General features: G+C 74.4%; 10 protein-coding genes. 6 read left to right on the top strand and 4 right to left on the bottom strand.

Going from position 1 to position 22,483, the window contains the following annotated elements; all coding sequences use genetic code 11:
- Positions 1-243: 243 nt before the first annotated feature.
- The 5 genes from MMF94_RS05345 to MMF94_RS05325 are packed head-to-tail and all read left to right on the top strand — an operon-like array spanning position 244 to position 15,947.
- Positions 244-7,767 (top strand): type I polyketide synthase, encoded by a 7,524-nt coding sequence (locus MMF94_RS05345; RefSeq protein ID WP_241035138.1) that lies wholly within the window; start codon positions 244-246, stop codon positions 7,765-7,767.
- Entirely contained in the window at positions 7,764-12,650 is a 4,887-nt protein-coding gene (locus MMF94_RS05340) for a type I polyketide synthase (protein ID WP_241035137.1), read from the top strand. Before MMF94_RS05345 ends, MMF94_RS05340 begins: the two co-directional genes overlap by 4 nt.
- Before the next feature lie 23 nt (positions 12,651-12,673).
- The gene (locus MMF94_RS05335) at positions 12,674-13,864 is read left to right on the top strand and encodes a cytochrome P450 (protein ID WP_241035136.1); all 1,191 of its coding nucleotides are present in this window, start codon (positions 12,674-12,676) and stop codon (positions 13,862-13,864) included.
- A gap of 29 nt (positions 13,865-13,893) precedes the next feature.
- The gene (locus MMF94_RS05330) at positions 13,894-15,669 is read left to right on the top strand and encodes a fatty acyl-AMP ligase (RefSeq protein ID WP_241035135.1); all 1,776 of its coding nucleotides are present in this window, start codon (positions 13,894-13,896) and stop codon (positions 15,667-15,669) included.
- The gene (locus MMF94_RS05325; RefSeq protein ID WP_241035134.1) at positions 15,666-15,947 is read left to right on the top strand and encodes an acyl carrier protein; all 282 of its coding nucleotides are present in this window, start codon (positions 15,666-15,668) and stop codon (positions 15,945-15,947) included. Before MMF94_RS05330 ends, MMF94_RS05325 begins: the two co-directional genes overlap by 4 nt.
- A gap of 72 nt (positions 15,948-16,019) precedes the next feature.
- On the opposite strand, the gene MMF94_RS05320 is transcribed toward MMF94_RS05325, so the two are convergent.
- The 3 genes from MMF94_RS05320 to MMF94_RS05310 all read right to left on the bottom strand — a co-directional run bounded on the left by MMF94_RS05320 (position 16,020) and on the right by MMF94_RS05310 (position 21,085).
- Positions 16,020-17,453: a DHA2 family efflux MFS transporter permease subunit gene (locus MMF94_RS05320; protein ID WP_241035133.1), complete on the bottom strand. Its 1,434-nt coding sequence runs from the start codon at positions 17,451-17,453 to the stop codon at positions 16,020-16,022.
- Positions 17,453-18,775 carry a glycosyltransferase gene (locus MMF94_RS05315; protein WP_241035132.1) on the bottom strand — a complete coding sequence of 441 codons (1,323 nt, stop codon included), beginning with the start codon at positions 18,773-18,775 and terminating at the stop codon, positions 17,453-17,455. The genes MMF94_RS05320 and MMF94_RS05315 overlap by 1 nt, the downstream gene beginning before the upstream one ends.
- 93 nt (positions 18,776-18,868) lie before the next feature.
- Positions 18,869-21,085 carry an MMPL family transporter gene (locus MMF94_RS05310; protein ID WP_241035131.1) on the bottom strand — a complete coding sequence of 739 codons (2,217 nt, stop codon included), beginning with the start codon at positions 21,083-21,085 and terminating at the stop codon, positions 18,869-18,871.
- Between the two features lie 157 nt (positions 21,086-21,242).
- Here MMF94_RS05310 and MMF94_RS05305 point away from each other — a divergent pair, with 157 nt between their 5' ends.
- Positions 21,243-21,791, top strand: coding sequence for a TetR/AcrR family transcriptional regulator (locus MMF94_RS05305; RefSeq protein WP_241035130.1), 549 nt, complete (start codon positions 21,243-21,245; stop codon positions 21,789-21,791).
- 6 nt (positions 21,792-21,797) lie between these two features.
- On the opposite strand, the gene MMF94_RS05300 is transcribed toward MMF94_RS05305, so the two are convergent.
- The gene (locus MMF94_RS05300; RefSeq protein WP_241035129.1) at positions 21,798-22,397 is read right to left on the bottom strand and encodes a TetR/AcrR family transcriptional regulator; all 600 of its coding nucleotides are present in this window, start codon (positions 22,395-22,397) and stop codon (positions 21,798-21,800) included.
- Between the last annotated feature and the right edge of the window lie 86 nt (positions 22,398-22,483).

The raw sequence follows: 22,483 nt of genomic DNA, 5'->3' as shown, positions 1-22,483 counted from the left end.
GCGCAGTACCCCAGGAGGCCCCTACCCCGATCGGGGCCGAAGGCTGGTCCGGGCCGCGCCGAGCGGGACGTCGGCGCGGGTAGGGCGGTCATCGGACGCCGTCAGGGGTTCCTAGGGGTTGTCGCCGTCACCCGGTTCAGTGACTTTGTGACTACGCACTGTCGCATCCAGAGGCCCTCGTCAGCGGCCCTGCTCGCAGGCGCCCGCGGGCCTGCACTTCCTCCGTGCCGAAGGAGCTCGAGCATGCCCGAGAAGGACCCGTCCGGTGCCGCAACGCCGATCGCGGTGGTGGGGGTGGGGTGCCGTCTGCCCGGGGGCGTGACGGATCTGGACAGCTTCCGGTCACTGCTCGTCGAGGGCCGTTCGGGCGTCACGGAGGTGCCCCCGCAGCGCTGGGACGTGGACGAGTTCTACACCGCCGACCCGGACCAGCCCGGCCGCTCCTACGCGCGCCACGGCGGTTTCCTGCCCGACATCGACCGGTTCGACGCCGCGCTCTTCGGCATCCCGCCCGGCGAGGCGGTGGGCATGGACCCTCAGCACCGGCTGGCGCTGGAGACGGCGTGGGAGGCGTTCGAGCACTCCGGCACCGCCCCCGACCGCCTTCGCGGCACCCGAACCGGCGTCTTCGTCGGCATGGGCGGCTCGGATTACGAGCGCCTCAACGTCGCGGCGGGCACGATCACGCAGCTCGGCGCGTACGCCGCGACGAGCAGCTCCGCGAACTTCGCCGCCAACCGCATCTCCTACGCGCTGGGGTTGGAGGGGCCGAGCATGGTCGTCGACACCGCGTGCTCGTCCTCGCTGGTCGCGGTCCACCTCGCCTGCCAGGCCCTGCGCCTCGGGGAGTGCGACACGGCGCTCGCCGGGGGCGTCAACCTCCTGCTGTCACCGGACACGACGGTCGCGCTCGCGAAGGGGCAGATGCTCTCCCCGCAGGGGCAGTGCCGGGCCTTCGACGCCGACGCCGACGGATACGTCCGCGGCGAGGGCGCGGCGCTGGTGGTGCTCCGCCCCCTGGACGCCGCCGTGCGCGACGGCCAGGAGGTGCTCGCTGTGATCCGCGGCTCGGCCGTCAACCAGGACGGGCGCAGCAACGGGCTGACGGCGCCCCGTGGCCCCGCCCAGCAGGACGTGATCACCCGGGCGCTCGCCGCGGCCGGTCTCGACGCCGCGGACGTGGACTACGTCGAGGCGCACGGCACCGGGACCCCGCTCGGTGACCCGATCGAGATCCGCGCGCTCGCCGCGGCGCTGTGGCACCGGCCAGGCGGGAACCCTGTCCTCGTCGGCTCGGTGAAGACCAACATCGGGCACCTCGAAGCCGCCGCGGGGATCGCGGGCCTGCTGAAGGCCCTCATCGTCGTGCGACACGGAACGGTGCCCCGCCACCTTCACCTCACCCGGCCCAACCCCTACATCGACTGGGACGCCGTGGCGGTCCGGGTCCCGACGGCACCGGTCGCCCTGGACGGTCATCTGCACGTCGCCGGGGTGTCGTCGTTCGGTTTCGGCGGGACCAACGCCCATGTCGTGCTGCAGAGCGCGCCACCGGCCGGCACCTCCACCGGGCCGGTGGAGGACCCGCGACCGGCCGTCGTGAAACTGGCCGGCGCCGACCGCGCCGCCCTCCGGCAGGCGGCGGACCGGCTCGCGGCGGCCGCCTCCTCCGCCGGCGCTCCCCCGCTGCGGGAGCTCGCCTACGTCGCCGGCGTCGCCCGCGCCGATCTGCCGCACCGCACCGCCGTGGTCGCGGAGACGACGGCCGAGCTGTGCACCGCGCTCCATGCCGTCAGCACCGGTGGAGCCGTTCCCGACTCGGTGGTCGAGGGACGCGGCGGGACCGGGGCGTCGGTGGCGTTCGTCGTGCCGGGGCAGGGCGCCCGCCTCGCGGGGACGCTGCACGGAATCCACGGCGTCGATCCCGTGGTCACCGAGGCGGTCGACGAGCTCGCCGACGTGTTCGGCCCGGTCACCGAGTGGCCGCTGCGGCTGCTGGTCGAGCCGGCGACGGGGTCTCCCGACGAACGGGCCCGGCAGACCGCGGTGATGCAGCCCGCGCTGTTCACCCTCGCCGTGGCCCTGGGCCGGTGGTGGGCGTCGGTCGGGGTGCGGCCCGATCTGGTGGCCGGGCACAGCGTCGGTGCGTACGCCGCCGCGGTGCTGGCGGGCGTCGTCGGGCCGGTCGACGGGGCCCGGATCATCCGGGACCGGGCCCGGCTCATGCAGGACCACGCGCCTCCCGGCGCGATGGCTGCGGTCTTCACCGACGTCTGCGTCGTCACCGACGACGTCGCGGCATCGGCGGGTGCGGTATCGGTCGCGGCGGTCAACGGGCCGAAGGAGACCGTGGTCGCCGGTGAGCCGGCAGCCGTCAGCGCCCTCGTCGAGCGCTGGCGCGGGCTCGGGGTCGCGGCGGTGCTGCTGCCGGTCACGCGCGGGTTCCATTCCGCCGGAATGGACCCGGTGCTCGAACCGCTGCGCGCGGCCTTCGCCGGCGTCGAGCTCGTGGAACCCACCTCCTGTCTGCTGGTCTCGGACCGCACCGGCACCGTCGCCGGGCCGGAGGTCACCACGGCGGAGTACTGGGTCCGGCACGCCCGCGAACCCGTGCTGTTCGGCGAGGTGGTGCGCACCCTCGCCGAGGAGGGCGCATCCGTCGTGGTGGAGCTGGGGCCGGGCGGGATGCTCCCGCTGGTCGCGGCCCGGCCGGCCGAGAACCCCCCGGTCTGCGTCCCGACGACCGGCCCCGGGGGGATCCGCACGCTCGCCGACGCGGCCGCGCACGTCTGGGCCGCGGGCGCGCAGCTCGACTGGGGCCGCGTCAACGGGGACCGCCCAGCTCTGGTGCCCCGGCTGCCGGGCTACCCGTTCCAGCGGCAGTCGTTCTGGCTGCCGCCCCGGCCCTCGACCGGATCCGCGGCGGCTGCCCCGCCGGTGGCGCGGACGGAACCCGTGCCGGCGCAGGCGGTACCCGAGCGTGCGGCGGCCCGGCAGTTCTCGGCGCAGGAGCTGACGGCGATCCTGCGCCGCGAGCTCGTCGAGATCATGGAGCACACCGACCCGACGCAGATCGGTCTGGACACCGGCCTGTTCGACCTCGGGCTGACCTCGGCGATGGTCGGCAGGCTCCGGGCCCGGCTGCAGGCGCTGCTCGGCCGCGACATCCGGCCGACCGTGGTGTTCGAGCACCCGACGGTGCGCAGGCTCGCCGTGCACCTGGCCTCCGCAGGCGGGCCCGCGGACGAGCCCGGCCCAGCCGTCCCCCGCCCGGTCCCGGCGGTCCCGGAGCCGATCGCCGTGGTCGGAATCGGGTGCCGGTTCCCCGGCGGGGGCAACGACCCGGATGCGTTCTGGCGCCTGCTGCGGGACGGTGTCGACGCCACCGGCCCGGTTCCGGACGAGCGGTGGGACCCGGCCGGCACCCCGCCTGGCGCGTTCCTGGACGTCCCCGTCGGGGACTTCGACGCCGAGGCGTTCGGGATCACCCCGCGCGAGGCCCGCAGCATGGACCCGCAGCAGCGGCTCGTGCTGGAGGTGGCCTGGGAGGCGCTGGAGGACGCCGGGCACCCCGTGTCGGCGGTCGACGGCTCGGCGACGGGGGTCTACATCGGCATCAACACCGCCGACTACCTGCACCTGCTCGACGCCACCGACGGTTTCGGCATCGACGCCTACCGCGCCACCGGCAACACGTTCAGCGCCGCGGCCGGTCGGCTGTCCTACGTGCTCGGGGCGCAGGGGCCGAGCATGGCGATCGACACCGCCTGCTCGTCGTCGCTGGTCGGCGTGCACCTCGCGATGCAGAGCCTGAGGTCGGGCGAGACCGGGCTCGCCCTGGCCGGTGGCGTGAACCTCATGCTCAGCCCCTCGACGACCGAGAGCATGTCCCGGCTCGGCGCGCTGTCCCCCGACGGGCGGTGCAAGACCTTCGATGCGGCCGCCGACGGGTACGGGCGCGGCGAAGGGTGCGGTGTCGTCGTGCTGAAACGGCTGTCCGACGCCCAGGCCGCGGGCGACCGCGTGTACGGCGTGCTGCGCGGCTCGGCGACCAACCAGGACGGCCGCAGCGCCGGCCTGACCGTGCCGAACGGCACCGCGCAGCAGGACGTGGTGCGGGCGGCGTTGCGCGACGCGGGCCTCGAACCCGGCGACGTCGACTACGTCGAGGCCCACGGCACCGGCACCCCGCTCGGAGATCCGATGGAGCTGACGTCGCTGGCGGCGGTGCTGCGTCCCGACGGCCCGGGCTCGGGCCCACCGCTGCTCGTCGGCTCGGTGAAGACCAACATCGGCCACCTGGAGGCGGCCGCCGGGATCTCCGGACTGATCAAGGCACTGCTCGCAGCACACCACGCCGAGCTTCCGGCACACCTGCATCTGCGCGACCCCAACCCCCAGGTGCCGTGGGACGAGCTGGCCGTCGCGGTGCCGACCGCCACCGCACCGTGGCGTCCCGAACGGGGCCGGCGCGTGGCGGGCGTCAGCTCGTTCGGGTTCACCGGGACCAACGCCCACGTGATCGTCGAGCAGGCCCCGCCGCCGCCACCGCCCGCCGCCGTCGACGCCGCCGGGCCGCGTGCCGAGCTGCTCCTGCTCTCGGGCCGCACCGCCGACGCCGCGGCGGCTGCCGGCGAGGAGTGGGCCGAGCGGCTGGGTGGGCGGGCAGCCGGTCCGGGCTGGGCAGCGCTCACCCGCGCCGCCGCCCGCCGCCGGGCCCAGCACCCGCACCGCACCGCCGTCGTCGCGGACTCCCCCGCCGCGGCCGCCGACCACCTCAGGCGTACGGGCAAGGTGCCCGCCGTCCACCACGGGACGCCACCACCGGGCGGGACCCGGCTCGTCCTCGTCTACAGCGGTCAGGGCAGCCAGTGGGCCGGGATGGGGGTCGGACTGCTCGACGAGCCGGTTGCCGCCGACGCCCTGCGCCGATGTGACGCCGTCGTGCGCCGCGAGGGGGGCTGGTCGCTGCTCCAGGAGATGTGCGCCGAGCCGTCCCGGCTCGACGACACGGCGTTCGCCCAGCCGGCGATCGTCGCCGCCCAGGTGGCGCAGACCGAGCTGCTGCGGTCCTACGGTGTCGTCCCCGACACGGTGCTCGGGCACAGCGTCGGGGAGATCGGCGCCGCGTACGGCTGCGGCGCGCTGGACCTGGAGACCGCGATGACGGTCGCGGTGCGCCGCGGCGCGGTGATGGGCTCCACCCGCGGCCTCGGCGCCATGGCCGCCGTGGCGGCCGGACCCGACGCCGTGCGGGAGCTGATCGCGCCGTTCGACGGTCGGCTCGTGGTGGCCGCCGTGAACGGGCCGGACGCGACCGTCGTCGCCGGCAACCACGCCGACATGGCCGCGCTCGAGCAGGTGGCGCGCGGGCACGGGCACGCCTGGTTCGTCGTCCAGGAGCAGTACGCGTTCCACAGCCCGCACATGCTCGGGGTCCGCGACGAGCTGCTGGCACGGCTCGACGGGATCACGCCGAGCACCCCGCGGCTGACCGCGTACTCGACGGTGACGGGCACCGCCTGCACCGCCGACGCGTTCGACGCGGGCTACTGGGCCGAGAACCTGCTGGCACCGGTGCGGTTCCGCGACGCGGTACGGGCAGCGGGGCAGGGGCCGCACCACACCGTGGTCGTCGAGCTCGGGGCCCGGCCCGTGCTGGGGACGGCGGCACTGCGCTCGCTCGACGGCCACGCCGAGGCCGCCACCGCGCTAGCCGCCATGCGCCCCGGGACGGGACTGCGGGAGAGCGCGCTGGGCGTGGTCGGCGCGCTGCACGTGCTCGGCCGCCCCGTCGATCTCGACGCGGTGTACGGCCCGGCGGCCGCCGAGCCGCTCGACCTGCCCCGCTACCCGTGGCAGCGCACCCGGCACTGGCTGCCCGACCGGCCCGGCGGGGCCTCGGCGGCAACCCCGGACGACACCTACGAGGTGGTCTGGCCCGAGTCTCCCCTCCAGGACGACCGCGGGCGGGGACCGGCGAACTGGCTGGTGCTGGGCGTCGGCGAGCTCGCCACGTCGGTGACCGAGGAGCTGGTCTGGGCCGGCCACCACGCCTCCGCGATCCCGGCGCCCGACTCCGTCGACGCGCTCGTCGCCGCCGTCGTCGCCTCGGGGCCGATGGCCGGGATCGTGCACGTCGCGGCCGAGGACGCGGAGGGTGGCGCCGGGGACGGCGACCCGCTCCACCACGTCGACGACGCGCTCGCCGGCACGTGCGCACCGGTGCTCGCCGCCGCCCGGCTCGCCGGCACCGCGGTGGGGCCGGTGCCGGTGTGGATCGTCACCCGCGGCGCCGCCCCCGTCGACCACGCGGTCGTCCCGCTGCAGGCCCCGGTGTGGGGACTGGGCCGGGTGCTCGCCCTCGAACAGCCCGACGCCTGGGGCGGCATGATCGACCTGGACCCGTCCGGGTCCGCTCCCGTGGCCACCGACGCGAGGCACGTCGTCGGAGAGCTCCTGACCGGTGACGGTGAGGACCAGGTCGCCTACCGCGCCGCCCGGCGGCACGTCGCCCGCCTGACCCCCGCCGCCGTGCTGCCGCAGCCCGACAGCTCCCCCGATCTGGACGCCGAGGGCGTCTACCTGGTCACCGGCGGGCGCGGTGCGCTGGGCCTCGGTCTCGCCCGGTGGCTCGCCCGGCGCGGCGCGCGCCACCTCGTGCTCACCGGCCGGCGTCCGCACTCCGAGGACACCGTCGAGGTGCGGGCCGCCGTGGCCGCGCTGGAAGCCGACGGCGTGACGGTGGAGACGCCCGCCGTCGACGTCGCCGACCGGGCCGCGATGGCCCGGGTGCTCGCCGGGCCGCGCCCACCGCTGCGCGGGGTCGTGCACGCGGCAGGGCTGTTCGAGCCGACGGCGGTGCACGAGACGACGTGGGAGCGGTTCCGCGCCGTGCTGCGCGCGAAGGTCGACGGCTCCCTCGTGCTCGACGACCTGTGCGCGGCCCACCCGCTGGACTTCCTCGTCCTCTACTCCTCGGCGTCGGCCACCTGGGGTTCGGCACTGTCGGGCCACTACGTCGCCGGCAACTACTTCCTCGACGTGCTCGCCCACGACCGCGCCCGGCGCGGTCTGCCGGCGCTCGCGGTCGACTGGGGGTGGTTCACCGGCAGCGACCTCGTCGACTCCGACCACACCCGTTACTTCGAGGCCATGGGGCTGCACGGGCTCTCGCCAGAGGAGGGTTTCGCGACGCTCGACCGGCTGCTCCTGGAGGAGCGCACGCAGGTCACCGTCGCGCCCGTCGACTGGGCCCGCTTCCGCGGCGTGCTGGAGGCGAAGCGGGCGCGCCCGCTGCTGAAGCTCATGGACGCCGCGGCCGGGAAGCCGTCCACCGCGTCCACCGCCGTGGACGAGGAGCTGCTCGGCGTGCTGCGCGGCTCGTCGGACGCCGTGCGCAGGCGGCTGCTGGAGGAGCGGCTGCAGATCGTCGTCAACCAGGTCTTCGGGCGCCCGGAGGACGCCGTCCTCGATCCGGGTGCCGGCTTCTTCGACGCCGGCATGGACTCGCTCATGAGTGTCGAGCTCAGGAACCGGGTCGAGGGGTTGCTCGGTCTGACGCTGGAGGCCACCACCACGTTCGAACACCCCTCGATAGCCGCGCTCGCCGCCCACCTGTCCGCGCTGTTCGGCCGCGGGCCCGAGGCACCCACGCCCGAACCGGCCCCTCCGGCACACCGGACACCCGCACGAGCCCTCGACGCCCTGTCCGAGCACGACCTGATGGAGCTCCTCGGCGAGGAACTGGAACGGAACCGAGCATGACGACGATCGACACCGCCCGACCCGACCTCGACCCCCCGGCCCCCACCCACCAGGAACGCGCCGACCTGCTCCGCCGCGCGGTGGAGGGCATCCGCGCCGCCCGCGCCGAGGCCGAGGAGGCCCGCTCCGCCGCGACCGCACCGATCGCGGTGCTGGGCCTGGGCTGCCGCCTCCCCGGCGGGGTCGTCGACGCCGACAGCTTCTGGGCACTGCTCGCCGAGGGCCGCTCGGGCATCGGCGAGGTGCCCGCCGACCGCTGGGACGTCGACGCCTACTACTCCGCCGACCCCGCCGCGCCCGGCCGCTCCTACGCCCGGCACGGCGGGTTCGTGGACGGCGTCCGGGAGTTCGACGCCGAGCTGTTCGGCATCCCGCCCCGCGAGGCGGTCAGCATGGACCCGCAGCACCGGATGGTGCTGGAGGTGGCGTGGGAGGCACTCGAGCACGCCGGGCTCGCCCCCGACCGGATGCGGGGCACCCGCACCGGCGTCTTCGTCGGCATGGGCGGCTCGGACTACGAGCGGCTCCACGTGGCCGCGGGCGGCGTCACCGACCTCGGCGGCTACGCGGCCACCGGCGGCTCCGGGAACATGGCCGCCAACCGCGTCTCCTACGCGCTGGGGTTGGAGGGGCCGAGCCTCGTCGTCGACACCGCGTGCTCGTCATCGCTGGTGGCAGTGCACCTGGCGAGCCAGGCGCTGCGGCTCGGCGAGTGCGACACGGCGCTGGTCGGCGGAGTGAACCTGTTGCTGTCGCCGGAGTCGACGGTCGCCCTCGCGAAGGGCAACATGCTGTCCCCGACTGGTCAGTGCCACACCTTCGACGGCGGCGCCGACGGGTACGTGCGCGGCGAGGGCTGCGGTGTCGTCGTGCTCCGTCGCCTCGACGCCGCGGTGCGCGACGGCCAGGACGTCCTCGCCGTGATCCGCGGGTCGGCGGTGAACCAGGACGGTGCCAGCTCCGGGCTCACCGTGCCGCGCGGGCCCGCCCAGCAGGACGTGATCACCCGCGCGCTCGCCATGGCCGGGGTGGCGGGCGCCGACATCGGCTACGTCGAGTGCCACGGCACCGGTACCCCGCTCGGCGACCCCATCGAGATCACGGCCCTCGCCGCGGTTCTCGGGGCCGGGCGCCCGGCGGATCGGCCGGTGGTCGTCGGCTCGGTCAAGACCAACATCGGGCACCTGGAGGCCGCGGCCGGGATCGCCGGGCTGATCAAGGCCGTGCTCGTCGTCCACCACGGGACGGTGCCGCGCCACCTCAATCTGGTCCGCCCCAACCCCCACGTGAGGTGGGACGAGCTGCCGGTGACGATCCCGACGGCGCCGATCGGGCTGCCCGGGGCGGAGCGGATCGCGGGCACGTCGTCGTTCGGGTTCGGGGGCACCAACGCCCACGTGGTGCTGAGCGGGCCGCCCGCGCCGGCCGCGGTGCCTGCTGCGGCCCCGACCGCGGCCCCGGTTCTGGTCAAGATCGCCGGTGGCGACGTGACCGCGATGCGCCGGACCGCGGCGCGCCTCGCCGAGCACCTGCGCGCGAGCCCCGATCCCGACCTGCGGGCGGTCGCCCACGCCGCGGGCGTCGGCCGGGCGGATCTCGCCGAGCGGGCCGTGGTGCTCGCCGGGTCATTGCCCGAGTTGCTCGTCGGCCTCGACGCCGTGGCCGCCGCCGACGCGACTCCCCCGTCCACCTTCCGGGGGCGCCGCGGGGGCCGGGCCCCGTCGGTCGCGCTGGTCATGCCCGGATCCGCCGACGGCCTCGCCGGTGTGCTCGCCGGGCGGTACGGAACCGAGCAGGCGATCACCGAGGCGCTGGACGAACTGGCGGGCGTGCTCGGTCCCGTCGACGACGGGCCGCTACAGCTGCTCCTCGACGCCGGGGCCACGGCGCCGGACCCAGGACCCGCCGTATTCGCACTCGGCGTCGCGCTCGGGCGCTGGTGGGAGTCGGTCGGGGTGCGACCGGACCTCGTCGTCGGCCACGGCGTCGGCGCGTACGCCGCGGCCGTCGTCGCCGGCGTCATGAGCGCAGGCGACGCCGCCCGGCTGGTCGCCGCCGAGTGTGCCGGGCAGCACCCGTCCGGGTTGCTGGCGACGACCACGCTCGCCGCCGCGCAGGCCGAGCTGGTGACCGACGCTCCGGCCGACGTCCTGCGCCTCGGGCCGGCGTCGGCGGAGTACTGGAGCGCGCGGGCGAGCCGGCCGCGCCCGGCCGCCGAGGTCGAGGCGACACCGGAGGGCCGGCCCCACACGCTGGTCGCGGGGCCCAGTGCCGCGCAGGTCGGCGGTCCGGCCGGGCTCGAGACCGCCGTCGCACGGCTGTGGGTCGCGGGCGGGCAGCTCGACTGGACCCGGGTGAACGGTCCCCGGCCGGCCGCACTGCCGCGCCTGCCCGGCTACGCCTTCCAGCGCCGCACGCACTGGACCGACGCGGCCACCGCGGCCATCACCGGCGAGGGGCGCCGACGGTCACGCCCACCCGGCTGGCTGCCGCCGACGCTGCTGCGCACGGCCACCGGCCCGGCGGTCGCTCAGACGGCGGTGTCCCTGGCCACCGTCCCGTTCCTGGACGAGCACCGGGTGCACGGGCGCATCGTCGTGCCCGGCGTCGTGTTCCTGGAGCTGGTGCTGCGCACGGCCGCCGAGGTGCTCGGCGGCGAGGCCGCACTCGGCGACCTGGAGCTGCAGCGTCCCCTGGTCCTAGCCGACGACGAGACCGCGACCCTGCAGGTGGTGCTCGACCCGCCGGCGGACGGCCGCGCCGCGGTGCAGGTCTTCAGCGCGGCCCCCGACGGCGGGTGGAACCGGCACCTGCGGTGCTCCGTCGCCGCGGGTGGTCCGGAGGGGGGCGCCGCACCGGCGGTGAGCGCGGGGCCGTGGCCGGAGCTCACCGGGGACGGGCAGGAGTTCTACCGGGACGCCTGGCACCCGGACTTCCGGCTCGGCGAGAGCTTCCGGGTGGTCACCCGCTACGGCCGCCGCGACGGAGTGGCCGTGGGCGACATCGGCGAGCCCCCCGCCCACGCCGCCGGCCTCGCCGCCGGGATCCGGCCGGAGCTGCTGCGGCTCGACGCCGCGGTCCAGCTCGTCGGTGCGGCCCGGCCGGGCGCGGGCGGATCCGGGCCCGTGCACCTCGGCACCGGGTTCGAGCGCCTCGTCGTGCACGGGTCGCTGGACCACCCGACGCTGCGCGGCACCGCGACGCTGCGCGACACCGCCCCCGCCGCGGGCGGGGCCGTCGGCGACCTGGTGCTGTGCGCCCCGGACGGCACCGTGGCCGCGGAGCTGCTCGGCGTCGCGTTCCGGCCGGTCACCCCCGACGCGCTCGACCGCGTCAGCACCACCGGCACCATGACCACCACGGATGTCGCCGAGCTCGACCGGGCCGCCTTCGACGCCGCGGACGCCGCCGGGCGCGAGGCCTTGCTGGCCGCCCACCTGGCCGCGCTGCTCGCCGCGGTCCGCCATTCGGCCGTCGACGACGTCGCGCGCGACGTACCGCTCGTCGATCTGGCCGACTCGCTGATGCTCGCCGAGCTGGAGAGCGCTGCCCACCGCTCCACGGGCGTGCGCATCACGCTGGAGACGCTGTTCCGGAGCACCGGTGTCGACGACCTGGCGCGCACCCTCGCGCCGCAGATCACCGGGCCCGGCACCACCCCGGACGAGGCGACGACGGCACCGCGGCGGCCCCCCTCCCGGACCCGTCGGATGACCGTGGACGAGATGCTCGCGCTGGCCGAGCTCGACCCGGCGATCACCGCGCGCGGCGCGCCCTCGGCCCCCGCACCGGCGGCGACGCTACTGACCGGCGCCACCGGCTACGTCGGCGCGTTCCTGCTCGACGAGCTGTTGCGCCGGGACGGGGCCGACGTGCTGTGCCACGTCCGCGCGGCCGACGAGCAGGAGGCGACCGCCCGTATCACGTCGAACCTGCAGCGCTACGGCATCGACGTCGGTGACGCGGCGGGGCGGATCCGGCCGGTACTCGGCGACCTGGCCGAGCCCCGGCTCGGGCTGACCGAGGACGCCTTCACCGCGCTGCACGAGCAGGTGGGCTCGGTGCTGCACTGCGGCGGGATGGTCAAGTGGACCTACCCCTACCGCGGCCTCGCCCCGGCCAACGTCGACGGCACCCGGGAGGTCCTGCGGCTGGCCACGCTCGGCGACCCGCGGCCGGTGCACTTCATCTCCACCGTCGGCGTCTTCTCCTCCACCGAGTACGAGCCGGGGTCGGTGGGCGAGGACGAACCGCTGGAGAACAGCGGCCCCCTGGTCGTCGGCTACGCCCAGAGCAAGTGGGTGGCGGAGCGGATGGTGCGCACGGCGGCCGAACGCGGCCTGCCGGTGACGATCCACCGCATCAACACCGGCTGGCACAGCACCACCGGCGCGTTCAACCGGATGGATCACCTGATGATGATCCTGAAGGGCTGCATGGAGGCCGGCCTCGCCCCCGACACGATGGCCATGCCGGTGCAGCCTGCGCCGATCGACGTGGTGGCGCGCGGCGTCGTCGCGCTGTCGGCACAGGCACACGCACCGGAAGCCCGGACCTTCCACCTCGTCCACGACCGGCCGATCAGCTGGACCGCCCTGTTCGACCTGGTCGAGCAGCACGGCTACCCGATGCGGCGCCTGCCCTTCGACGAGTGGCGCACCACGATCACCAACCGCAGCTCCGGCACGCTCGCGCTGCTCGGTCTCGCGCCGTTCCTCGAGGACACCGCCGACGACGTCCGCCTCCCGGTCTCCACGTCCGAGGAGACCCGCCGCGCTCTCGGCGAGGCCGTCATCTGCCCGCCGATCGATGCCGATCTGGTGGGCACCGTCCTGCGCTCGTTCGTGACCGCCGGATTCGTCGACCCGCCCGCGCAGTTGTGACCGACCTGATCCGTGGAGGCGCCATGACCATCGCCATCGACCTGACCGCCCTGGACTACCGCACCGACCCGTGGCCGCTCTACGAGCGGCTGAGGGAGGAGGCGCCCGTCCACCACGTCCGCGGCGGAGCGTGGGACGGCACCGACTTCTACATGTACAGCCGCTACGACGATGTGGCCGAGGCGCTGCGCGACAAGCAGCTGTACTCCTCGCAGATCCGGCAGGAGGACTACCTCAACCTGCCGATGCTGGTGAACCGCGACGCCCCCGACCACACCCGCCTGCGGCACATGACCAACCAGGCGTTCAACGCCCGGCTGGTGCGCACCCTCGGCGACTGGGTGCAGGACATCGTCGACAAGCTGATCGCCGACGTGCTCTCGCAGCCCCGCGTCGAGTTCGTCGAGGCGTACACCACCGAGCTGCCGCTGCGCGTCATCGGCGGCATGCTGGGCATCCCGCTGGACCGCAAGGCGAGCCTGCGGCGCTGGTCGAGCGCCGTCATGAACATGTTCGCCGTGGCCGCGGGCATGGACCCCGACGAGGCACCCGGCTTCTTCGAGGATCTCGTCGACTTCGGCAACTACATGGGCGAGATGGCCCAGGCCCGCAAGGGACAGCCCAACAAGGGCGACATCCTCGGCGAGCTGGTGGTGCAGCACGAGGAGGGCAACCTCACCCGCGACGAGATGGTGACGATGGCCTGGTCGTTCGTCGCGGCCGGTCACGAGACGACCATGAACCTGCTCGGCGGCGGCTTCAAGATGCTCCTCGACGACCCCGCGCTCGCCGCGCGGCTGCGCGCCGAGCCCGACCGGACCAGGGACTACATCGAGGAGTACCTGCGCTTCTACGCGCCCACCCAGTGGCTGCTGCGCCGCACCCGTGAGGACATCGTGCGGCACGGCGTCCACATCCCGCGGGGCGCACTCATCCACGTGCTGCTCGGCTCGGCCAACCGTGACCCGCGGCGGTTCGACCGGCCCGACGTGTTCGACATCAACCGCCCGGGCAACGCCGCCCACATGGGCTTCGGGGCCGGCCCGCACTTCTGCCCGGGCGCCGCGCTGTCGCGGCTGCTAGCGGACCGGTCGTTCCGCGCCTACTACGAGTGCATCGACCGGTTCTCCTTCGACCCGGCCGACCCACCGCAGCTGCGCACGCGCCAGGGCTCCTACGGCCTCGCCCGGATGCCGCTGATCGTCTCCCAGTAGCGACCCGTCCCCTGGAACAGGGAGAACCCATGACAGTGCTCAGCACCTCCACCACGTCGACCCTCCCGACGCTGCTCGATCGGCTCGACACCCACGCCGACCGCGACCCCTCGGCGCCCGCGTTCACCTTCCTCGGCGACGACGACGCCGCCCCCGCACGCGAGCTGACGTTCGGCGACGTCTCCCGGGCGAGCCGCGCCGTGGCCGCCGCGCTCGGGGAGCGGCTGCGCCCCGGCGACCGCGCGATGCTCCTGCTGCCCGAGGGGCTGGACTTCGTGCCCGCCTTCCTCGGTTGCCTGGCAGCCGGGGTGATCGCAGTGCCCGCGTACCCACCGATTCCGGTGCAGTCCGCCCAGCGCGTGCGCACCCTCCAGTCCATCGTGGCCGCCTGCGACCCGTCGGCGGTGGTGTCGATCGGCGCCCCCGAGCTCACCGCCGCCGTACGCACCGCCGTGCCGCAGCTCGCGCACACCTGGTACACGTCGGTCGAAGAGCTGATCGCGGCCGGGGCGGGCCGCGATCCGGCCCACCGCGCCGACGCCGACGACATCGCATTCCTGCAGTTCACCTCCGGCTCGACGGCGATGCCGAAGGGCGTCACCGTGACTCACCGTGCGCTGGCCCACAACGAGGAGCTCATCGCCGACGCCTTCGGGCACCGCGACGGCTTCAGCCTCGTCGGCTGGTTGCCCCTGTTCCACGACATGGGCCTCATCGGCAACGTGCTGCACCCGCTGTGGATGGGCCGGCAGGCCGTGCTGATGTCGCCCCTGTCGTTCATCAAGCGGCCCGTCCGCTGGCTGCGGGCGATCTCCACCTACCGGGCCACCACCAGCGGCGGCCCCAACTTCGCCTACGACATGTGCACCCGCCGCATCCCGGAGGAGGCGTGCGAGGGCCTCGACCTGAGCAGCTGGCGGGTCGCCTTCAACGGCGCCGAGCCCGTCCGGTCCTCCACCATCGCCGAGTTCGCCCGCCGCTTCGAGCGCCACGGGTTCGACCCGGCCGCCGCCTACCCCTGCTACGGGATGGCCGAGGCGACGCTGCTCGTCACCGGCAGCCGGGCGGACGCCCCGCACCGCGAGCTGACCGTCGATGCCGACGCACTGGCAGCCGGCCGGATCGTCGAGGACGCGGGCGGACGCGAGCTGGTGAGCAGCGGGATCGTCCGCGGCGAACGGACCGTCCGGATCGTCGACCCGGAGACCCGCACCCCCGCCGACGCCGACCGCGTCGGCGAGGTCTGGATCGGCGGCCCGTCGCTGCCCGTCGGGTACTGGGGCAACGCCGAGGCCACCCGGGAGTCCTTCCAGGCCGTCACCACCGACGGCGACGGCCCGTACATGCGCTCGGGCGACCTCGGGTTCGTCCACGACGGCGAGCTGTTCATCACCGGCCGCACCAAGGACCTGATCATCGTGGGCGGCCGCAACCACTACCCGCCCGACATCGAGGCCACGGCGGAGGACGCCCATACCGCGGTGCGGCCCGGCGCCGTGGCCGCGTTCGGTGTCACCACCGACGGCGGCGAGGCGGTGGTGCTCGTCGTCGGAGTGGGGCAGGGCGCGACCGGCAGCTCGGCCGTGGCGACGGCCAAGGCCGCAGAGATCCGCCACCGCATCCGGGCCGCGGTCGCGGCGGCCCACGGGGTGCCCGTCGCCGACGTCGTGCTGGTCGCCCCCAACGCGGTACCCCGCACCTCCAGCGGCAAGATCCGCCGCCGGTCCTGCCGGGACGCCTACCTCGACGGCCACTACGCCGACCCCGGCACTGACACCGACACCGACAGGAGCACCCACCGATGACCATCCAACCCGCCCCGATCGCGCTCAGCGAGCACGCCGTCCGCCGGTGGATGACCTCGCGCATCGCCGTCCTGTTGCAGGTACCAGCGGCTGCCGTGCACGCCGACGCGGTGCTCGGCGAGCTGGGCCTGTCCTCCATCCAGGCCGTGGAGCTCGCCGCCGACCTGGAGAGCTGGAGCGGCCTCCCGATCCCCGCGACTCTCGTCTACGAATGCCCGACGGTCCGCGACGCCGCCCGCCAGGTGGCGGCGCTCGCGCCCAGGCCGCTGCCGTTGTAGGTCGAGCGGCACGACGGAAGGGGCGCCACGACCGGTGGCGCCCCTTCCGTTCGTGCCGGGCCGGACGGGCCGCTACGGCGCCGCGCTCTCCACCTCGCGCGCGGCGAGCCGGACGGGCAGGAACAGGCTCGTGACCGCGGCGACCAGCACCATCGCGATCGGGAGCACCAACGTGCCGGCGAGGGCGTCGGCACCGGTCGAGGCGAGGGCGAAGTAGAGTGTGCCGACCAGCGCCACCCCGACGGCCCCCGCGATCTGCTGGAACGTGTTGAGCACCCCGGAGGCCGAGCCGGCGTCGTCGACGGGGACGTCGGCGAGGGCGTAGTCGAAGACGAGCACCACCGAGCACCCCATCCCGGCGCCGCCGATGATCAGCGGCAGGGTCAGTGCCCAGCCGTCCAGCCCGACCGGGGTCGCCCGCAGCACGAGCAGCGCGTACACCAGGCCCACCACCGTGACGATCAGCCCGATCCCGACGACCCGGCTGCCGAGCCTGCGCGCGAGCCACCGCATCGCGAGCGCGGCGAAGACGGCGGACGCGAGGCCCCACGGGATCCCCGTCAGCGCCGATCCCAGCGGGGTGAAGCCCCGGCCGGACTGCAGGTCGATGGTGACGACGAAGAAGAAGCCGACGATCGCCCCCATCGCCAGCGTCATCACCACGAGGCCCGCGGTGAACGAGCGGCGCCGGAACAGCGAGAGCTCCACCAGCGGGGACTCGGTTCGCCTGCGCTGGTGGGCGACGAACAGGCTGATCAACAGCGGCGACGCCACCAGCATGGCGATGGTCCAGGGCGGCCAGCCCGCCTCGCGACCCGCCACTACCGGGACGAGCAGCGCGACCAGCGCGAGCGTGGCCAGCACGAGGCCGCCGACGTCCAGGCGCGCCGCGGTGCTCGAGCGGGACTCGGGCACAGCGAGCAGCACGGCCACCACCGTCAGGATCCCGATTGGCACGTTGACGAAGAAGACGGCGCGCCATCCGGAGCCGGCGATGTCGAGCTCGGTCAGCACGGCACCGAGGATCGGCCCCAGCACGGTGGTCGCGGCGAACAGCGCGCCCGTGGCGGCCAGCGGGCCGCTGCGTTCCCGGGGCGGGTACATCACGTGGATCGTGGCAATGGTCTGCGGCAGCATCAGCGCGGCGGCCAGCCCCTGCAGCATGCGCCACACCACCAGCATCTCCGCCGAGGTCGCCAGCCCGCACAGGACCGAGGTGACGACGAACGCGCCCACCCCGATCAGGAAGACGCGGCGGCGGCCGTAGAGATCACCCAACCGGCCGCCGGTGATCATCGCCAGCGCGAACGGCAGCGCGTACCCGGCCACGGCCCATTGCAACTCTGACTCGGTGGCACCCAGGTCCTCGCGGACGGTGGGCAGCGCGACGTTGAGGATGCTGCTGTCGAGCACCTCCATGAACATGCCGAGCAGCACGGCGACCAGCGCCGCGGTCCGGCGCCGCGGCGTGGGCGTGACTGCGGCACGCGCGGTCACGCCGGTCATCAGGCGACCGTCCTGCGGTGCCCGGCGGCCGTCGCGGTGTCGACGATGATGCGGGCCGCCGTGGCCGCACCGGAGTACCTCGCGTAGACGTCGCGGAACCGCCTGGCGCGGGTCCGGAACGATCCGTCGGCCAGCACCCGGTCGACCGCCCTGCCCAGCGCCGCGGGCGAGGGCTGGTCCGCGTCGACGGAGACGCCGGTGCCGCTCCAGCGGACGCGGGCACCGGTCTCCATCTTGTCCTCGGTGCGCCCGGCCACGACCAGTGGCACCCCGAACGACAGCGACGTCTGCACGCCGCCGTACCCACCGTTGGTGACGAGGAGGTCAGCATGCGGAAGCAGCTCGGTGAACGGCACGAAGCGCTCCAGGCGCAGGTTCACCGGGCGCCGGTCGGCGGGCAGGACGTCCGCGGGCTCGCGGGTCACGGTGGTCGCGACGTGCAGGACGTCGCGCCCGGCGAGCGCCTCGACCGCCGGCAGCAGCAGCTGCCCGTGCTTGGTCGACGCACTGCCCTGGGTGGTGACCACGATCGGCACGCCGCTCGCCCTGGCCCGCTCGACGTCGGTCCACCACGCGGGCGGTTCGAAGTGGTCCACGCCCTTCTGGTCGGTGATCCCGATGAAGTCGATCGGGCGCGGCAGGTCGCTGCGGGGGTACTCGAACTCCGGCGCCCCGGCCTGCAGGTAGCGGTCGGCGAGGTAGAGGCTCCAGTCGGCGAAGAAGCCGGGGAACGGGCCCGCGCCCATGCCGGCGACGATGCGCCGCGCCGCCGACTGCGCGCGGCGCAGCAGCACCTGCTGCACCAGCAGCGCGAGCGCCCGGTTGCGGAGGCGCCCCAGCGTCGACGACGACGGCGCGAGGCCCGTGCCGAACGGCGCCGTGTCGATGCTGGAGACCGCGAGGGGCCCCAGCGCGAACACCACGGTCGGGATCCCGCGACGGCGCGCGAGCAGCGGCGAGGCCATGAAGGTGTGGTCGGTGAGCACCACGTCGGGCGCCACGGCGTCGATGTGTCGCTCGAGATCCGCGGCGTAGGCGGGAATGGAGGCGACGAAGATGTCGTGCACCACGGCCCGCAGCCCGCGGATGCCGCCGCCGGTGCGGTCGCCGTCGGTGCTCTCCAGAGCGTCCCCGTCCGGGTCGAACCGCAGGTCGGCGGTGATCGGGACGAACCGGGCCCCGGTCCGCTCGATCATCGGCCGGAACCGGCGGCCCCCGTACCAGACCACCTCGTGGCCGGCGGCGACGAGATGGCGGGCGATCGGGACGGTGGGCCGGACGTGCCCGGCGGCGGGCACGGTCGTGATCAGGACCCGGGTCATGACGTCGTCCTCTCCTGGCGGTGATCCCCGTGATCGGGCCGTTCGGGTGTGGGGTGACGGGCGTCAGTGGCCGTTCGGGAGGTGTGACGGGTGTCAGCGCGCGGAGACGCGCTCGCGGTGCTCGTCGATGTCCGGGCGGATATCGACGGGGCCGCCCTCGGTGAACCCGATGCGGCTGTGCAGCGCGCGCAGGGGCCCCGGCAGCCACCAGTTCGCGTCGCCGACCAGGCGCATCATGGCGGGCACGAGCACGCCGCGCACGAGCGTGGCGTCGATGACGACGGCGAGCGTGAGCCCGACCCCGACGGTGGCGAGGAACAGCGAGTTGGCCACCACCCCGAGCGTCGCGACCACGACGATCATCAGGACGGCGGCCCGGGTGATGAGGGCGCCGCTGCGCTGCAGGCCGGTGGCCACGGCGGTCTCGTTGTCGCCGGTGGCGAGGTAGGCCTCCCGGATCCGGCTGACGATGAAGACCTCGTAGTCGGTGACGAGCCCGAACGCGATGACCGAGATCAGCGCGAGGGTCCACAGGTCGGTGGTGCCGGTGGGGGTGAAGCCCATGATCGTCGCCAGGCCACCCTCCTGGAACCCCCACACGATGATGCCGAAGGCCGCGGCCTGGGAGAGGAACGCGACGAGCACCGCCTTGAGCGGCAGCACGAGCGAACCGAAGGCCAGGAACAGCAGCAGGAACGTCACGACCGCGACGAACCCGATGACGAGCGGGAGCCGGTCCAGCGTGGCGGCGTTGGCGTCCAGTGCGAGCGCGGGGCCGCCCCAGCCGCCGACGAGCACGGACTCCGCCCCCGGCGGCGGCCCCTGGGCCCGCAGGAGCTCCACCAGCCGGAGGTTCTGCGGGTCGTCGACCTCGCCGGCCCAGCCGACGGTCACGTGGGCCAGGCCGGGCTGGGCGCGACGCAGCTCAGCGCCCTGCGCGCCGGGGGTGGCGGCCACCTGGGCGACGTAGGCGTCGAGGTCGGCCGGCGTGACGTCGCCGACGACCGCGATGTTCATCCGCGTGGCGGCGGGCCCACCGGCCGGGAACTCCTCGTTGATCATGCGCAGGGCGACCTGGCCCTCGTTGCTGTCGGGCAGGTAGCGGTGGTTGGTCAGCCCGGGCGCGAGCCCGGCGATCGGGGCGATGGCGACGGCCAGGACGAGTGCCGCCCCGCCCAGCCACGGCAGCGGACGGCGCATGATCGCGCGGCTCAGCCCGGCCCAGAAGCCCACGTCCCCGGCGGTCTCCTCGCGCCGACGGCCCGGGAGATGCAACGCGTCGATGCGGTGGCCCAGCACCGCCAGCATGGCCGGCAGCACGACGATCGCGCCGAGTGTGTTGAACAGGACGACCGTGATGCCACCCAGCCCGAACGAGTGCGAAGCGGGCTGGGGGAACAGCAGCAGCCCGGTCAGCGCGACGACCACGGTGAGCCCGGAGAAGGCGACGGTGCGGCCCGCCGTGGATGTGGTCGCGACGAGCGCGGCCTCCGGGTCCCCGGTCCGCCGCAGCTCCTCGCGGTAGCGGCTGACCATGAACAGGCCGTAGTCGATCGCCAGGCCGAGTCCGAGGAACGCGGAGATCTCCAGCGCGAAGATCGAGATCTCGGTGACGGCGGTGAGCATCCGGAGCAGGACGAGCGACCCGAGGATCGCGAGGATCCCCAGCGCGAGCGGGATGGCCGCGGCCACGAGCCCGCGGAAGACCAGCACGAGGACGATGAGCAGCAGCGGCAGCGAGATCGCCAGTGACGTGCCGAGATCGCTGGTGGCCAGCGCCTGCAACTGGCTCTCGCTGGTGAAGCCGCCTCCGAGGTAGGTCTGCACCCCGCCGCCGGCACGCAACCCTTCGGTCACCCGCTCGTAGGCGGCCAGCCGCGCGGTCTGGTCGGCGCCTTCCAACGTGATCACCGCGTAGGTGGCGTTGCCGTCGGCCGAGACGAACTCGGCACGCTCCGCGGGGCGCAGCCCTGGGGTCCAGTAGCTGGACACGGCCAGCACGTCGGCGTCGTCGAGTCCGTCGAGTGCCGCGGTGACCGGGCCGGCGAACGCCGGGTCCTCGACGTTACCGACGCCCGCCGGGTTCACGTAGACGGCTATCGCGTCGACGTCCTCGGCGTCCCGGCCGAAGGCGGACTCGAGCAGCTCCTCGGTGCGGTTCGCCTCCACACCGGGCGGGGTGTAGCCACCGCTACCGAGCGCGCCGAAGACACCTGACCCCCAGACCACCGCAAAGATGACGAACAGCCCCGTCAGGCCGAGCACAACCCGACGTCGACGGAAGGCGAAGCGGCCCAGGGCGGCGAACATGGCAGGTGCACTCCCGAAGCTGGGGTTGACGATGTCAACGCGACGCTATCAACGTCGAGTTGACATCGTCAACCAGAACCGGCGGCGCCTGGTTGACGGCGTCCACTGCCGTTATCGTGGAGTGATGCCGCCAGGGACCCGAGCCACGTTGATCGACGTGGCAACCACACTGCTCGATTCCGGGGGCGTGGACGCGGTCACCCTGCGCGAGGTGGGACACCGGTCAGGCGTGTCACACAATGCGCCCTACAAGCACTTCGCGGACAAGGAAGCCCTGCTGGCCGCGGTGGCGGCACGCGAGCTGCGACGGCTGAGCGAGATGCAGGCGGGCATCGGCGCGGCCACCGGTTCCGTCGACGCCGTACGGCTCCTGTTGCACGGCTACATCGAGTGGGCACTCGCGCATCCGGCCCGGTTCAAGCTCGTCTTCTCATCATGGAGCGTCGCGAGCGACGAGCTCGCCGACGAGGCACGCACTGGCTGGAGCGGCCTGGTCGACGTGGTCGCCGCAGCCCAGCGCAGCGGCTCCCTGCCGCCCGGCGACCCGGAGCGGATGGCATCGCTGCTCCGCTCACTCACCCACGGGGCCGTCGACCTGGCACTGTCCGGACACCTCGCGGCCGACGGCAAGGGCGGGGCCGAGCCGGCCACGCTCGTCGACGACCTGCTCGGGCACCTCGCCGCGGCGGTACCGGCGCCCGCCTGACGGCGATCAATCCCCCGCGGTGATCTGCCCGAGGTAGCCGACCATCGCCGCCTTGAGGTGCAGCACCAGTTCGTCGTCCGCCGTCGCCGAGGGCAGCAGGCCCGCCACGATGTCGGTCAACACCGCCGCCATGCGGGCGACCACCTGCGGGTCCGGCTGCTTCACCGCCAGGATCCGGGCCACCACGTCCCGCAAGGTTCGGTGCACGCTCTCCCCCGCCAGAGTGTGCCGCGACGCCCGCGCCAGCAGCGTCGGGAACGCCGGGTTGCGGCGGCAATAGAACACCAGCCGATCCACCACGGGACCGAGGCTCTCCTCCAGGCCGGGCCCCTCACCGGTGCCGGCAGCCTGCCTTGCGGCTGCGGCCGCGGCGACGTCGGCGCCCATCTCGGAAAGATCGGCGCGGTAGCGCTGCAGCAGCGCGTCGAGGATCGACTCCTTGTCGCCGAAGAACTGGTACACCGAGCCGATGGACGCGCCCGCCCTGGTCGCGATCGCGCTCACCGTGGCCACGTCGAACCCGTTGACCGCGAACTCCTCGGCGGCCGCGACGAGGATGCGGTCCACCCGTTCGCGCCCGCGCGCCTGACTCGGCGTCTTGCGCATCGGACCTCCGGGGTACGGGCCGCCTGACCGGTCCTGATACGTGACCGGGATGACGTTGACAGATGCGAGGCTGCCCTCATATTTTT

The sequence above is a fragment of the Pseudonocardia alaniniphila genome (genome assembly GCF_022524485.1).
In the GTDB taxonomy this organism is placed as follows: domain Bacteria; phylum Actinomycetota; class Actinomycetes; order Mycobacteriales; family Pseudonocardiaceae; genus Pseudonocardia; species Pseudonocardia alaniniphila.
This window is presented reverse-complemented; position numbering and strand designations above follow the sequence as displayed.